We start from the raw sequence: 14,552 nt of genomic DNA on the forward strand, positions 1-14,552 counted from the left end.
AACAAGAATGGCAGTATGAAAAAGATAATAATACTGATGGTTTGTCTGTGGGGACTTGGTAACACCTTTACCTCGGCACAAACTACGGAGAAGGAGAAATTCATCTCAAGCTTGATGAAGCAGATGACGCTGGATGAAAAGATAGGCCAGCTTGCACAATGCACCTACCGGGGGAATTTTACCGGACCCGACGGTGGAAATATTCCTAAAGAAGAGTATGTCCGGCAAGGCAGAATAGGCTCTATGCTGAATGTGATAGGAGTAAAGGATATACGCCGTTATCAAGAGCTTGCTTTGCAATCGCGTTTGCGCATTCCTTTAATTTTCGGACTGGATGTTATCCACGGCTATCGTACCGGATTTCCGCTTCCGCTTGCCGAGGCTGCAAGTTTCGATTTGGCCATGATTGAGGAAGCTGCACGCTACAATGCTTTGGAAAGTGCCGCCGATGGTTTGAACTGGGTTTTTGCCCCGATGGTGGATATTTCGTGGGACGCACGTTGGGGACGCGTCATGGAAGGGGCCGGTGAGGACCCTTATTATGGTTCTCGGGTAGCGGAGGCGCGTGTCAGAGGCTTGCAAGGAGACGATTTGGCAGACACGACGACTGTCATGGCATGTATGAAACATTTTGCCGGATATGGTGCACCGATAGCAGGAAAGGAGTATAATAGTGTGGATATGTCAATGGGCCACTTTGCCAATTTTTATATGCCTCCCTATAAGGCGGCCATAAAGGCAGGAGCAGCTACCGTGATGAGTGCTTTCAATGATTTTAATAATATTCCTTGTACTGCCAATGATTTCTTGCTCAACCGGCTATTGAGAGAGCAGTGGGGATTTAAGGGATTTGTTGTGTCCGATTATAATTCGGTAGAGGAATTGGTGAACCACCGTTATGCTGCTGACAAGAAAGATGCCGCAGCCAAAGCGCTGAATGCTGGTCTGGACATGGAGATGGTAAGTACCTGCTACTTGACTTATCTGAAGGAGCTTGTTCAAGAAGGGAAAGTAAAGGAGAGTGTGCTTGATGATGCAGTACGGCGTATATTGGAGAAGAAATATGAGTTGGGATTGTTTGAGGACCCTTTTCGCTACTGTAATCCGGAAAGAGCGGCCAGAATACTCAATGCGCCCGAAGTCCGTAATGCTTCGCTCCGTATGGCCGAGCGTTCCGTTGTATTGCTGGAGAATAGGGAATCTGTGCTTCCGTTGACGGCACAGACGAGGAAGATAGCCTTGATAGGAGGACTCTCAAAATCCCAGTACGATATGGCAGGTGCTTGGGCTGCCACTACGGACCGGAACAAAGTGGTGACCTTATATGATGCATTGGTCCGGAAAGGACTGGAGGTGAGCTATGCTGAAGGCTATGATATGAATAGCAATCAGTTGACCGGATTGCAGGAAGCATTACAGGCTGCTGAGGCTTCGGATGTCATTGTTGTGGCGGTAGGCGAGAGATTCGGTCAGAGTGGCGAGAAGGCTTCCAAAGTGAATATAGCCATACCCGAGGGGCAGCAGAAGCTGGTGTCGGAACTGGCAAAGACTGGAAAACCTGTCATTGCTCTTGTCATGTGTGGGCGTCCGGTAATCTTCAATGAGATAAGGGAACATGCTGATGCGGTACTGTGTACTTGGTGGCTGGGAAGTGAGGCCGGCAATGCCATATGCAATGTGCTGTGGGGAGAGTATAATCCTTCGGCTAAATTGCCCATGACATTTCCTGCACACGTAGGACAGATTCCCATTTATTATCAGAATAAGAGCACCGGCCGCCCTACCGCATTGAAACAGACCTATAAGGCATCTTATATCGATGCTTCCACTGAGCCTGCCTATCCTTTCGGATATGGGCTTTCGTACACGGATTTTGGATATTCTGATTTGAAACTGCTGCCGGGCAAGGCTGCAGGCGTCCATACGGAGGTGTCGGTAAAAGTGACTAATACCGGTAAGTGTGCAGGAGAGGAAGTAGTTCAATTGTATGTGCAGGATAAGGTAGCCTCTGTTACGCGTCCGATAAAGGAATTGAAGGGCTTTAGGAAAATTCATCTGAATGTGGGTGAAAGCAAAACTGTAGCTTTTCAGATAACTGACGATGCACTGGGATTCTATGACAATGAGATGAATTATATGGTAGAACCTGGTGATTTCGTCTTTATGGTGGGTGGCAGTAGTGATGATGTACAGCAGATTACCTATAACTTGAAAGAATAGGATTCTTGTCCTATAAATGAAAAGCAAGGCTGTCCGGATATGATTCCGGACAGCCTTGCTTTTCTGTTTTAGTTGGTTATCACATTCGTGAAATACTCTTTGAACAGTTTTTCTGCCCGTTCCAGTTGTTCCGGAGCATTTTCCTTCACTTCTTTCAATTTGTAATCCCATCCCATGGCTTCGTATTTGTGAACACCCAGACGGTGGTAAGGAAGTATTTCCACCCGTTGTATCTGCCGGTATTTGCCGAGACTTTCACCCAGCAGGCGGATGTCTTCTTCCGAATCGCTGTAACCGGGGACCAGTACATAGCGCAGCCAGAAGGGGTGTTCATGTTCTTCGAGCCAGGCAGCGGTGCGGAGTGTCTGTTCGTTGCTCCGTCCCGTCAGCGTACGGTGGCGTTCGGGATTGAATTGCTTGATGTCCAGCAGCACGAGGTCAGTCAGGCTGAAGAGCTCTTCCACCTTTTCATTCCAGATGCCTCCGTTACTGTCCAGGCAGATATGGATGCCGTTCGCCTTCAGCTCCTTGAAAAGAGGAATCAGCGCTTCTGCTTGCAGGGTAGGCTCGCCGCCGGAGAAGGTAATGCCTCCTTTTTTTCCGAAGAATACTTTTTGGCTGACAGCCATGTGCAGGATTTCTTCCGGGGGGGTGGGGGTGCCTCCTTTTACATCAATCGTATCCGGATTGGCACAATACAGACAACGGAACGGACATCCTTGCAGGAAAACGACGAGCCGGAGACCCGGCCCGTCGAATGTTCCCATACTTTCGTAGGAGTGTACATTTATCATATTACATTCTTTCGTGGAATGAACGGCTGATGACTTCCAACTGATGCTCGCGGCTCAACTTCACGAAGTTCACGGCATAGCCGGAAACGCGGATGGTGAGTTGCGGATACTTTTCAGGATGTTCCATGGCATCTTCCAGCATTTCGCGGTTCAGTACGTTTACGTTCAAATGGTGGGCACCTTTGGTGAAGTAGCCGTCCATCATGGTTACCAGGTTCTCTACACGTTCTTCCGGTGTCGGGCCCAGTGATTTGGGAACAATGGAGAACGTATTGCTGATGCCGTCCTGCGAGTCGCGGTAGCGCAATTTGGCTACGGAGCTCAAGGAAGCGATGGCACCGTTCTTGTCACGTCCGTGCATTGGGTTGGCACCCGGAGCAAAGGCAACACCTTTGGCGCGTCCGTCCGGAGTGGCACCGGTCTTCTTGCCGTACATCACGTTGGAGGTGATAGTCAGCAAGGAAAGGGTGGGACGGGCATTCTTGTAGACAGGCAGCTTTTTCAGTTCTTCGCTGAAATAGTAAACGAGGTCTACTCCCAGGTGGTCCACACGGTCGTCATTATTGCCGAAGCAGGGGAATGAGCCTTCGGTGTCGAAACCTTCGGTCAGGCCGATTTCGTTGCGGCGTGCAGTGACTTTGGCATATTTGATGGCAGACAGTGAGTCTATGGCGATGGAAAGGCCGGCAACACCGTATGCCAGATTGATGCGTGGGTCGGTATCGATGAATGCCATCTGGGCTTTCTCATAATAATACTTATCATGCATGTAGTGGATGATATTCATGGCCTCGTTGTAGACACGGGCTATTTCAGTCAGTACCTTCTTGTAGTTGGCCATAACTTCCTCAAACTTCAGTGTCTCGCCGGTCAATACGGGAATACCTTTCACCATGACAGTTCCGGTGTTTTCGCAACGGCCACCGTTGATGGCAAGCAGCAGGGCCTTGGCAAGGTTGGCACGTGCGCCGAAGAACTGGATTTGCTTGCCGATGGCTTGGTAGGATACACAGCAGGCAATGCCGTAATCGTCGCAGTTGCGCACTTCGCGCATCAGGTTGTCGTTTTCGTACTGAATGGAGCTGGTATCTACGGAAACCTTGGCGCAGAAGTCTTTGAAGCCTTCCGGCAGTTCGGGACTCCACAGTACGGTCAAGTTTGGTTCCGGAGAAGGACCGAGGTTGTATAGCGTCTGCAAGAAGCGGAAAGAAGTCTTGGTGACCTTCACGCGTCCGTCGTTGAAGCGTCCGCCGATGGCTTCGGTCACCCAAGTCGGGTCGCCGGCAAAGATATCATTGTACGACTGCATGCGCAGATGGCGTACCATACGTAGTTTGATGACGAACTGGTCTATCAGTTCCTGTGCAAACGTCTCGTCAATCTTGCCGTGAGCCAAATCGTATTCGATGAAAATGTCGAGGAACGAAGATACGTTACCCAGTGACATGGCTGCTCCGTCCTGCTCTTTGATGGCAGCAAGATATGCCATGTATACCCATTGCACGGCCTCTTGAGCTGATGTAGCCGGATGGCTGAGGTCGAGTCCGTAATATTCGCCCATAACCTTGATGTCCTTCAAAGCTTTGATTTGTTCCGCCACTTCTTCGCGTAGACGGATGCGTGCTTCGGTCATCGGGCCGGTGAGGTTGCGCAAGTCCTCCTGCTTGGCTTCAATCAGACGGTCGATGCCGTAGAGAGCCAATCGGCGGTAGTCGCCGATGATACGTCCGCGGGCATAGTTGTCGGGCAATCCGGTAAGGAATCCCAGTGAGCGGAAGGAACGGATTTCTTCGGTATATACATCGAATACGCCGTCGTTATGTGTTTTGCGGTAATGGGTGAAGATGTCTTTTACTTTATCGTCCACTTCCACTCCGTTTTCACGGCATGCTTTTGCTACCACGTTGATGCCTCCGAAAGGTTTGATGGATCGTTTCAACAGTTCATCAGTCTGCAAACCGACAATAAGTTCATTGTCCTTATCAATATACCCGGCTTTATGAGAAGTGATGGTAGATACGGTGGTATTGTCCAGTGAACGGACGCCATTGTTGTTCCTTTCTTCTTCGAGAGCCTTCAGACAGATGTCCCAGATACGTTTGGTACGTTCGGTAGGTCCCTGCAAGAAAGATGCATCCCCGGTATAGGGTGCGATGTTTTTACTGACGAAATCACTGACATTGATTTCTTTATTCCAAAGCCCATTGGTAAAGGTTTTGTTCAATTCCATAAAATTTGTTTTTGTTAGTAGGTTAGATAATGTTATCCTTTAGAGCGCGCAAAAATACTGAATAAATTCCGTAATTTTATAAGAGATACTTCTCTTTTTATGTTGAACAGCATAAAATAACTATTATTAGGTAGTGAATGTCCGGGGGAGTAGAGATGTTAATACTTTCTTTATATGTGGTTTATGAATTGAAACAAGAACCGAATAATAATCTGCATTATTTACAAATGATGTAGGTTTAAGGAACAGTCGTATTCTGAACCTAATTCAGTCGTATAGTGAATGCCATTCAGTCGTATACTGAATAGGGTTCAATCGTATACTGAATGTGGCTCTTTGTAAATATACTGATAGCCAGTAAGTTATAAAACTCTGTCTTGCCCTTGATAAATTTCAACAAATAGCCTAAATGCCGTTATGTTCGTTCCGTAGTGGGTATAAACAAGAATTTTGGTATAATTGCTCTGTTTTTGTGCAGAAAAGTTTGTAGAATAAAAAATGATTTGTATCTTTGCACCGCTTTAAAAGAAAAGCACTTCTGAAAAAGAAGTTTTGGAGAGGTGGCAGAGTGGTCGATTGCGGCGGTCTTGAAAACCGTTGTGCTGCGAGGCACCCGGGGTTCGAATCCCTGTCTCTCCGCTGGAAAGAATTGCAAAACAAAGAAAATCCCTGTAAATTAATACTTTACGGGGATTTTTTGTTTTTGGTGCATAGCAAAAATAAGCATATCAAAGCATTCTTTCGGTGTACTATTCGGTGTACCTGATTGTCTTCAATGCCAGCCCGTTATTTGTTCTTTCTAAGATTTCTTCTTTCCTTAACATGTAGTTGATGGTTGGTTATCAGGTCTTGAATGTTCTCTTTGTTACTTCTTATCAGGCGTTCTTCCAGCATCCGTTTTACTTCGCTGATTTTCAGGAAAGTGCAGACTTCGTAACTGTCCACCCCAATTTCATCCTCATTAGTGCTTTCCGCTTCCATGTGGTTGAAAATATAATCCACAATAGCGGTAATTTTGTTGTCTAATTCCTTGTAGGCTTTTGACTCGAATGTTATTATCTCCATATTGCTAACTAATTGATTCGCCGCAAAGTTGGAGCGTTTGAAGAAATAAATTTCTTCTTCCTTGTTACTGAAAGGATGATTGACAATACAAGTTCTCATATCTTCGAGTGACCGTTGCAGAAACTCTACGACATCGAGAACTACCTTTATTGAAATATTCCAGTTATCAACATCTATTTTTTCATAGATAGTACAGTCTATGTTTTTTATAAATTCTTCAAAATTAATTTCATTGTTCATATTATTACGGTCGTCTTAATGCCGAAAAATGTATCTTTATTCTGACTTTTGTAAAAGGCAGAATGCCGGAAACGTTAGGAACAAACATTTCCAGCACCAAGCCTTTTTACGATAAAGTTAGATTAGGACTTTTGCCCTATTGTTATTTTGTAGCCGGAAACCAGCTTCGTGTGTTATTGGCAATCCTTACTAACATCAACATCACCGGAACTTCGACCAGCACACCCACCACCGTAGCCAATGCAGCCCCGGATTGTAAACCAAAAAGAGAAATAGCCACAGCAACCGCCAATTCAAAGAAATTACTTGCCCCAATCATTCCGGCAGGTGCGGCAACATCATGGGGTAATTTCCACCATTTCGCCCAACCGTAAGCAATGAAGAATATCAGAACCGTTTGCAACACAAGCGGAACTGCAATCAATAAGATATGCAAGGGATTGTTCAGTATCGTTTCTCCTTGAAATGAAAACAGGATAATAAGCGTCAATAGCAACCCACCTACCGTATAATTATTAAATTTCTTAATAAATACGTTATTGAAATATTCCACACCTTTGCGGCGGATAACCATTATTCGGGTAATGACCCCGGCAGCAAGTGGTATCACAACAAACAGCCCTACGGATAGCAACAGAGTGTCCCACGGGATAGATACGCCGCCAACTCCCAGCAGGAAAGCAACGATAGGGGCAAACGCTACCAATATGATTAAATCGTTCACTGCCACTTGTACCAATGTATAAGCGGCATCCCCTTTAGTAAGGTAACTCCACACGAACACCATAGCTGTACAAGGTGCAGCCCCCAATAATACCGCCCCGGCTAAATATTCTTCGGCTAATCCGGCAGGTATAAAGGCTTTGAAAACCACATAGAAGAACAAATAAGCTATTCCGAACATGGTAAACGGCTTTATCAGCCAATTTGTAACGCAAGTGACTATTATTCCTTTCGGACGCTTGCCTACATTCTTAACACTTTGAAAATCCACTTTTAGCATCATCGGATAAATCATTAACCAAATCAGGATTGCCACGGGTATAGACACGTTGGCATATTCAAATTTGCTTAATGTTTGCGGAATTGCCGGAAGCCATTGTCCCACAGCAATTCCAATAATGATGCACAAGGCAACCCAGATAGTCAGGTATTTTTCAAAAAATCCAATTCCTTGTTTCTTTTCCATAACAACAACTATTTAGCTTAATTGTGGTTTTAATTCGTTCAGGTAGAAGTCATAGAAACGGGCTTTTATTTCATCCCGTACCCGATGAAATTCACTGTTTATAAACTCCGGCGTTCCGGTTGCTTCCGAGGGGTCGTCAAATCCTATATGCAGCCTGTTTCTTACTTCACCCGTAAACATCGGGCAGCTTTTGTTTGCCCCACTGCAGACCGTAATAACATAGTCCCATTCCTGCCCTATATATAGATTTACACTTTCAGGGGTATGGTGGGTTAAATCTATACCCATTTCATCCATAACCTTTACCGCCATCGGATTGACCTTTTCAGCAGGTTTTGTTCCTGCTGAAAAGACATCCAGTTTATTGTCAAATGATTGTAGAAAGCCATGTGCCATTTGGCTGCGGCAGCTATTCCCTGTACAAAGAATTAAAATCTTCATGTTTTTAGTTATTTTTCCAAGCTATCAGGGCAGCATTTCCCCTTGACAATTCTTCTACTTTCTTAATCCAAACCAATTCATTTTGCGCCTTTGCTCGCAAGAAAGAATTTTCGGTGTCAGTTAATGACAAGCAAGCATTCACGACCCACCATTTATTATTAATCCCGGCACGTTGTAAATCCATTTGTAAACGTTCGGCTTCAAATACGGGTGTTGCTTCGGGCAGGGTCACAATAACGACTTCTGTTTCCTGCTGGTTTCTCAAACGTGGCAACAGCTTTCTTACCGAAGCGGGGGTATCGCCATGTGTGCGTTGCACTTCTTTATGGTAACTTTCCGTTGCATCCAGCAATAACAAAGTGTGTCCGGTGGGTGCGGTATCAATTACTACGACTTCATTTTCCGCTTTATCGACAATTTCAGCAAAAGCCCGGAATACTGCGATTTCCTGCGTACACGGTGAACGTAAATCTTCCTCTATATATTCCATATCTTCGGCAGTCATTGTTTCCGCAGCCTTACTGCGAACCTCGTTTTTATAGGCTTCCAATACTTCCGCTTCATCAATCCGGCTTACCGTAATACCAGCCTGAACAGCAAGGTTATAATTCAGATGGTTTGCCGGGTCAGTGGTGGTAAGATGCACCTTTGCACCCTGTTTTGTTAATTTCAGGGCTATTTCAGTAGCTAAAGTGGTTTTTCCCACGCCGCCTTTTCCCATAGTAAAAACAACCCTTTTTCCTGATTGATAGAGGTCGTTTACCAGTTCATCCATCCCTTTGGCATCGGTAATCCGCTGATAGTTCGCATCATTTGTTAAATTATCATTGTAAAGCATCCGGCGGATATTCGCAATATTAGATAAATTGTATGACCGTAAAGGAACATAATAAGACGGATATTCCAGCAGTTCCGCAGGAGTCTGTTTCAGGGCATTTTGCTGCCTGTCATATATCTGTTTCGATACGCTGTCGACTTCATCTAATTGCAGCAAAAGCCCGTTGATTACCAATAGCTGGTTTTTAATTCCCAGTAGTTGTAATTCATGTGAAGAACGGGAGGCTTCTTTTAATGGTGCGATTTCAGGACGGCTAACCAATACTAAGCGAGTTGCGTTTACATCCGAAAGTGTTTCAACTGCCTGCTTATAGATACCTTTCCGTTCTTCCAAACCGGATAATTGACCTAAGCAAGATGCCCCGTGCGTACTCTCACTAATAAATGTACTCCACGCTGATGGTAGTTGTAACATTCGTAACGTGTGTCCCGTGGGGGCTGTATCAAAGATAATATGGTCGTATTCTTTTGCTTTATCGGCATCCGTGATAAAATCGGAAAACTGGTTGAAAGCCGCGATTTCTACCGTACAAGAGCCTGAAAGTTGTTCTTCCATATTCTGAATAACACTTTCGGGCAGTTGTCCCCGGAAAGGGGCAATAACGCTTTCCCTGTATTCGGCTGCGGCTTGTTCCGGGTCGAGATTAACGACCGTTAAGCCGGGTACTTCTTGAATATCCGTGCCGTGTCCGTTCAGTGTTTGATTAAACACATCTTGCAGGTTTGAAGCCGGGTCTGTACTGATAAGAAGTATTTTCTTTCCATTATCTGCCAAGCCTACCGCAGTAGCACAGGCAATCGAAGTTTTTCCTACACCGCCCTTTCCGGTGAAGAAAAGGTATTTCGTCAAATCTATATCTGATAAATTGAATGTCTTCATTTTTATATAATTAGCTGATGAATACTCATTTTACTGGCATAAAATCCAAATTGACACCTGTCCATTCACTCATTTGTCTGGTGGTAGGATAGGTTTTTGAAACAGCGATTTCACCGTCCACTAAAGTAATAGGCAGTGCATCCGCCCCATGTTTTTGCAGATGCTCATTTACAGTTTTATTACTTACATACACTTGCGGTTCGTCACGTAAATTGTGACGGGTAACGATGACACCCTGTTTCTTCAATGTTTCAATAACAACCGCAATACGCATTAATTCAGGGTCAATATTTGTTCCACAAAGACCCGTAGGGCAACACATTGCCGGGTCGAAAATTTCTATCTTTTTCATACTGTTTTTATTTAAAATGATACTCTATGTTTATTTATAGATAAAAGACTACTGCATAATAAATTCCTACCGCAATAAAGAGGATGGCAACTATTTTACGAAACCATTTCTCGAATATTTGCATCCGGTTATAAAACTTACCCAGTCCGGCAACACTGTACGCTAAAATCCATGCAACAAGGATTACGGGCAATCCCGTAGCAATAGCGTAAATTACAGGTAAGAGATACCCGCCCGTTTCTGCTGCTGACAAAGGCATAAGCATACCGAAATAAAATACTCCACTGGTAGGACAAAAAGCAAGGGCGAATAAAATACCCAATAGCATAGCCCCCAAACCGCCTTTCGTCCTCTTTTTCAAACTTTCATCGCTGATATTGATTTTCGGCAGATTGAGTTTTATCATATCAAGTATAAATATTCCAATGATGATTAACGCCGGAGCAATCAGCATTTCCCCGTACTTGCTTACGGCTTTTTGAACCATAAACATACTTGCCCCCTCACGGAGAATAGGGATAAGGATAAAGCCAAGAACCGTATAGCTTACTATTCTGCCGAAAGTATATAGCAATCCGTTTATAAATATTCGGTGATGGTTTTCTATGTCCTTACTAATAAATCCTATTGCCGTTATGTTGGTCGCTAACGGACACGGGCTGACCGCTGTTAAAATCCCCAAGATAAAAGCTGTAATAGCAGGAATAGAACTGTTATCTAATAGCGATTGAAGAAAATCCATCTTACAACTGTTTTAACAATTCGTCAATCTTGCTTTTAATTCCCTCTTTAAACTTGTCCGGTGCATTTTTCGCATTGGAAAAACTAAACTCTGTCATGTTGTTTACATTCTCTTTGCCGTCTTTCCAACCATTCACAAACAAAGACGACCATGTAACTTCGTACCTGTCTGCAATTGCTTCATTTTCTTTCTTTGAAATATCTATCATTTTGTAGATAATTTTACCGTCTGCTTTTTCCTTTGAATAAAGGCTATCCAAAAGGGCTACTGTATTTGTTTCTATCGCCCGGCAAGTGATACACCGTTGCGCTCCATGAAAATAAAGAACCTCTATGCGGTTAGACTGTATTTCTTCCGCTTGGTTTTCTCCGGTCTTTTTCTTTGAACCATTACCACAGGAAACTAAGACCAGCGTTGCAATCAGTAGATAAAATAATTTTCTCATAGTTCATTTTTATTGGGTTATCAACTCTTTCACTTCTGCAAGGGATAACTTTTTCCCGGCTGATACGACTTTCTCGTCAATCACCAAAGCCGGAAGCCCTAAAATGTTATACTCCATGATTTTCAATAAATCTTCCTCTTTGATAAGGGTTGCATCGCAACCTAATTCTGAAATAGCTTGTTTGGTAGTTTCGTACAAGGCTTTACAGCTTGAACACCCAGTTCCTAATACTTTAATTTCCATTGTCATTCTACTTTAAAGTTAATATAATAATCGTAGTTCGTAGAACTACGAACAATTATTCCAAAAAAAGGTACTGCTATTTACAGCACGATGTACCTTTACATTTACAGTCCCCTAAAAAAGCTGCAAACAATTTTCGGGCAAGTTCCCAATTCTCACGGTTTATACAATACCGGACTTTTGGCGTTTCTATTTCCCCCTGAATTAACCCTGCTTCTTTCAGTTCTTTCAAATGCTGCGAAACGGTTGCTTTAGCGATAGGCAGTTCTTCGTGAATATCACCGAAGAAACAACTATCTTGTTTTGCCAAGAAAGCAAGAATAGCCATCCGTGCCGGATGCCCCATTGCTTTGGCAAAACGAGCAATCTGTTCCTGCTCTGTTGTGTACTGTTTCTCTTTCACTTCAATTCTCCTTTCTTATTTGTTGTTCGCAAAACTACGAACATTATTTTTAGTAGCCAAATTTTATGGCATATTTTTTTCGGATAGGTGCAAGGTGCAAGTATATATCTATATATATAGCTTGCACCTTGCACCTAAGCTGTATCTTTATCTTGTCCTAGAAAAACTTTACAGATTATATTACTTTGTCCTATCTTAGCTTGACATTATCAGGAATTGAGTGTTTTAGTCCTGCTATGCCTTTACACTTCGGACCAAAGATAGGAACTTCTTCATTAAGTACATTCTTCTTTCGATAATAATTCTTCCATCTACGTTCTGTTTTAATATTTGCTTGATGAACCAAGGCAGGAACCATATAACTGATACTCTGATGTGGTCTTTGATTATTATATAAATCAATAATTCGACTAATGAAGTTAATAGTTTCCTGCCATGATTTTAGCTTAACATCGTATATCCATTCTGTTTTCAGAATGCCATTTATTCTTTCTGCTATTGCATTTTCAAGTGGATCGCCACTTTCCGTCATGCTAATTTGTACCTTATGCTGCGTTAGCAAATTAACATAACTGGCGCTGCAATATTGGCTTCCTCTGTCTGAATGATGAATAAGCCCGGAATATCCTTCCGGTAAACTATTTAAAGCCATTTTCAAGGCAGCAAGAGCATTGCAAGCACGAAGTGATGGAGCAAGCTCCCAACCAACGATCTTATGAGAATAGGCATCTGTTACAAGTGCTAGATAAGCAAAACGCCCTGCCATCTCAATATAAGTAATGTCGCTTACCCATAATTGATTGGGAGCCGTTGGTATATAATCCCTTATCAAATTGGGGTATTTACGCATCCAATGATTGGAAAAAGTCGTTTTCCTCTTATTTCTCACCCTTCTGACCAATAAATAATTACGATACAGTAATTCAATGAAAGCATCTCGACCTATGTGTATACCCATCACTTGGAATGTAGGTTGAAGATAGATTAATAACTTCTTCGCACCCATACGTGGAAAATCTTTTCGAGCATTGTGTACCAGAGACAAGATTACATCTTCTTCCACATTCTTATTGGCAACATAATGAGACTTTTCATAGTAAGCCTGACGGGTTTTGCCAAACAGCCGGCATAAAACATCTATCTTATATGATGGATGCTTTTGCCTTACTTCTTGGACTGTTTGGCACCAGATTTTTTTCTTATATCAACCTTTAGCTCACGTTCCGCAATATCAATCATAGTATCTAAACAAGTGGAACGCATTTTTTCTTTCGCCAGTTGTTGCTCTAGTTCACGGATACGTTCTTCCATTGCTTCAATAGGTAGCTTTTCTTCTTTCATAGGTATTATACTTGATACCACGAATTTACTACTTTCTTTGGGATTGGAAGCAACTCTTTTACGATGAACCCAACTACTGACCGTATCTCTCTTTACCTGAAAGCGTCGGGCTATCATGTCGACTGATTCATTACTGTTGTAGTAAGCAGTCAAAACACGCTCACGGAATTCTTCTGAATAGAATTTCCTTTCTCGTCTAATCATAACTTGTACACTTTTTATAGTTATTACTGTGTAAAGCTATTTTAGGACAAGTCACTGAAACATTTATATACAGAGATTTGCGTAATTAAAAAAATGTGTTGTATCTTTGAACCCGTGAGATAGGCAGACAAACAGTGGACAAAGCCGGACAAATAACCCTGCAAAAATCGTTACTGTTTCGTTACCTATTTGAAATTTTGGAAAATAAAAAGTTGATTTATAGGCGGTTAGATGTCTGGACTCAATACCCTCCCTTTCCGCTGAACTAACCGGACAAAACCGAACAGTAAGCAGACAAGTCCCACAAATTCAATGATTTATGTTTTTTTTATCCCCTTGTGTCTGTCTTAAAGTATTTTCTATTAAAAACTTAATTCCACGAAGCAGGTCAGAAAACAACATAAAAAAAGGCTATCTATCCCAGACAGCCAATCTTTTGTTAACCTTAAATCTAATACTATGAAAAACACATTGCAAATGTACATGTTTTCCGCTAACCTCCAAACCGGCAGCGATTAATATCATATTATATAACAACCCTTAATGGTCATTAAGGCTTTATCAGCGAAAACGCATCGTGCATTTGCTCCCAACGCATCATCCGTTTGCTCGGTGTGCATCATGCATCCGGCACAGATGGATGATGCGTTTTGCAAATCCGTCACATCAACAGTCAATTCTAAAATAACCATTACAATGAAAGTAACCCCAAACAAAGGAATGAAACTCTCCGCCGAAGATGTCAGAGCCTGCCTTCAGCACCGCTTGCACCGTAGCTTGAACTATAGGTTCTACCTCGTGCTGTGCTCTCGCTACACCTTTTAGGGCCACCTGAAAAGCGTGGAACGCTGCCGTCTCACGCTAGCCACGGTGCTGGGCTACTTCAAGAGGGAGAGGGAGGAATTGGGGTAGGGGGTGAGTTTGTT

15 protein-coding genes and 1 tRNA gene are annotated in these 14,552 nt (G+C 43.2%); 3 read left to right on the plus strand and 13 right to left on the minus strand.

The window, feature by feature from the left end; genetic code table 11:
• Positions 1 to 15 precede the first annotated feature (15 nt).
• Complete coding sequence (bglX, locus tag DW096_RS07010) at positions 16 to 2,220, plus strand: beta-glucosidase BglX (protein ID WP_117680871.1); 2,205 nt, start codon at positions 16 to 18, stop codon at positions 2,218 to 2,220.
• Positions 2,221 to 2,288: 68 nt separating this feature from the next.
• Here bglX and pflA read toward each other — a convergent pair whose 3' ends face one another.
• The gene (gene pflA / locus DW096_RS07015; RefSeq protein WP_117680870.1) at positions 2,289 to 3,014 is read right to left on the minus strand and encodes a pyruvate formate-lyase-activating protein; all 726 of its coding nucleotides are present in this window, start codon (positions 3,012 to 3,014) and stop codon (positions 2,289 to 2,291) included.
• A 1-nt stretch (position 3,015) separates the two neighbouring features.
• Positions 3,016 to 5,244 carry a formate C-acetyltransferase gene (gene pflB / locus DW096_RS07020; protein WP_005832491.1) on the minus strand — a complete coding sequence of 743 codons (2,229 nt, stop codon included), beginning with the start codon at positions 5,242 to 5,244 and terminating at the stop codon, positions 3,016 to 3,018.
• Positions 5,245 to 5,798: 554 nt separating this feature from the next.
• On the opposite strand from pflB, the gene DW096_RS07025 reads away from it, so the two are divergent.
• Positions 5,799 to 5,883 (plus strand) — tRNA-Ser (locus DW096_RS07025).
• 147 nt (positions 5,884 to 6,030) lie between these two features.
• On the opposite strand, the gene DW096_RS07030 is transcribed toward DW096_RS07025, so the two are convergent.
• The 11 genes from DW096_RS07030 to DW096_RS07085 form a co-directional block, all read right to left on the minus strand.
• Complete coding sequence (locus tag DW096_RS07030; RefSeq protein WP_117680911.1) at positions 6,031 to 6,309, minus strand: DNA-binding protein; 279 nt, start codon at positions 6,307 to 6,309, stop codon at positions 6,031 to 6,033.
• 382 nt (positions 6,310 to 6,691) lie between these two features.
• Positions 6,692 to 7,738: an ACR3 family arsenite efflux transporter gene (gene arsB, locus DW096_RS07040; RefSeq protein ID WP_117680869.1), complete on the minus strand. Its 1,047-nt coding sequence runs from the start codon at positions 7,736 to 7,738 to the stop codon at positions 6,692 to 6,694.
• A 12-nt stretch (positions 7,739 to 7,750) separates the two neighbouring features.
• Entirely contained in the window at positions 7,751 to 8,179 is a 429-nt protein-coding gene (locus DW096_RS07045) for an arsenate reductase ArsC (RefSeq protein WP_117680868.1), read from the minus strand.
• A gap of 4 nt (positions 8,180 to 8,183) precedes the next feature.
• Positions 8,184 to 9,896, minus strand: coding sequence for an arsenical pump-driving ATPase (gene arsA, locus DW096_RS07050; RefSeq protein ID WP_117680867.1), 1,713 nt, complete (start codon positions 9,894 to 9,896; stop codon positions 8,184 to 8,186).
• 25 nt (positions 9,897 to 9,921) lie between these two features.
• Positions 9,922 to 10,248, minus strand: coding sequence for an arsenite efflux transporter metallochaperone ArsD (gene arsD, locus DW096_RS07055; protein ID WP_117680866.1), 327 nt, complete (start codon positions 10,246 to 10,248; stop codon positions 9,922 to 9,924).
• Between the two features lie 34 nt (positions 10,249 to 10,282).
• Positions 10,283 to 10,990, minus strand: coding sequence for an aromatic aminobenezylarsenical efflux permease ArsG family transporter (locus tag DW096_RS07060; protein ID WP_118931249.1), 708 nt, complete (start codon positions 10,988 to 10,990; stop codon positions 10,283 to 10,285).
• Position 10,991: 1 nt separating this feature from the next.
• Complete coding sequence (locus DW096_RS07065; protein ID WP_117681414.1) at positions 10,992 to 11,435, minus strand: nitrophenyl compound nitroreductase subunit ArsF family protein; 444 nt, start codon at positions 11,433 to 11,435, stop codon at positions 10,992 to 10,994.
• Between the two features lie 9 nt (positions 11,436 to 11,444).
• Positions 11,445 to 11,678 carry a thioredoxin family protein gene (locus DW096_RS07070; protein WP_117681413.1) on the minus strand — a complete coding sequence of 78 codons (234 nt, stop codon included), beginning with the start codon at positions 11,676 to 11,678 and terminating at the stop codon, positions 11,445 to 11,447.
• Between the two features lie 76 nt (positions 11,679 to 11,754).
• Positions 11,755 to 12,081, minus strand: coding sequence for a helix-turn-helix transcriptional regulator (locus DW096_RS07075; RefSeq protein WP_117681412.1), 327 nt, complete (start codon positions 12,079 to 12,081; stop codon positions 11,755 to 11,757).
• A gap of 190 nt (positions 12,082 to 12,271) precedes the next feature.
• Positions 12,272 to 13,273, minus strand: coding sequence for an IS3 family transposase (locus DW096_RS07080; protein WP_117681411.1), 1,002 nt, complete (start codon positions 13,271 to 13,273; stop codon positions 12,272 to 12,274).
• Positions 13,246 to 13,626, minus strand: a complete 381-nt coding sequence (locus tag DW096_RS07085) for a transposase (protein ID WP_004327320.1) — start codon at positions 13,624 to 13,626, stop codon at positions 13,246 to 13,248. Before DW096_RS07085 ends, DW096_RS07080 begins: the two co-directional genes overlap by 28 nt.
• Before the next feature lie 696 nt (positions 13,627 to 14,322).
• On the opposite strand from DW096_RS07085, the gene DW096_RS19655 reads away from it, so the two are divergent.
• Positions 14,323 to 14,451: a hypothetical protein gene (locus DW096_RS19655; RefSeq protein WP_255421208.1), complete on the plus strand. Its 129-nt coding sequence runs from the start codon at positions 14,323 to 14,325 to the stop codon at positions 14,449 to 14,451.
• Positions 14,452 to 14,552: the final 101 nt, after the last annotated feature.

The organism is Bacteroides sp. AM07-18, assembly GCF_003602695.1.
GTDB classification, from domain to species: domain Bacteria; phylum Bacteroidota; class Bacteroidia; order Bacteroidales; family Bacteroidaceae; genus Bacteroides; species Bacteroides uniformis.

Coding starts and splice junctions, on each gene's coding strand:
- bglX (WP_117680871.1), top strand. CDS start 16: ATGAAAAAGATAATAATACTGATGGTTTGTCTGTGGGGACTTGGTAAC.
- pflA (WP_117680870.1), bottom strand. CDS start 3,014: ATGATAAATGTACACTCCTACGAAAGTATGGGAACATTCGACGGGCCG.
- pflB (WP_005832491.1), bottom strand. CDS start 5,244: ATGGAATTGAACAAAACCTTTACCAATGGGCTTTGGAATAAAGAAATC.
- DW096_RS07030 (WP_117680911.1), bottom strand. CDS start 6,309: ATGGAGATAATAACATTCGAGTCAAAAGCCTACAAGGAATTAGACAAC.
- arsB (WP_117680869.1), bottom strand. CDS start 7,738: ATGGAAAAGAAACAAGGAATTGGATTTTTTGAAAAATACCTGACTATC.
- DW096_RS07045 (WP_117680868.1), bottom strand. CDS start 8,179: ATGAAGATTTTAATTCTTTGTACAGGGAATAGCTGCCGCAGCCAAATG.
- arsA (WP_117680867.1), bottom strand. CDS start 9,896: ATGAAGACATTCAATTTATCAGATATAGATTTGACGAAATACCTTTTC.
- arsD (WP_117680866.1), bottom strand. CDS start 10,248: ATGAAAAAGATAGAAATTTTCGACCCGGCAATGTGTTGCCCTACGGGT.
- DW096_RS07060 (WP_118931249.1), bottom strand. CDS start 10,990: ATGGATTTTCTTCAATCGCTATTAGATAACAGTTCTATTCCTGCTATT.
- DW096_RS07065 (WP_117681414.1), bottom strand. CDS start 11,435: ATGAGAAAATTATTTTATCTACTGATTGCAACGCTGGTCTTAGTTTCC.
- DW096_RS07070 (WP_117681413.1), bottom strand. CDS start 11,678: ATGGAAATTAAAGTATTAGGAACTGGGTGTTCAAGCTGTAAAGCCTTG.
- DW096_RS07085 (WP_004327320.1), bottom strand. CDS start 13,626: ATGATTAGACGAGAAAGGAAATTCTATTCAGAAGAATTCCGTGAGCGT.
- DW096_RS19655 (WP_255421208.1), top strand. CDS start 14,323: ATGAAAGTAACCCCAAACAAAGGAATGAAACTCTCCGCCGAAGATGTC.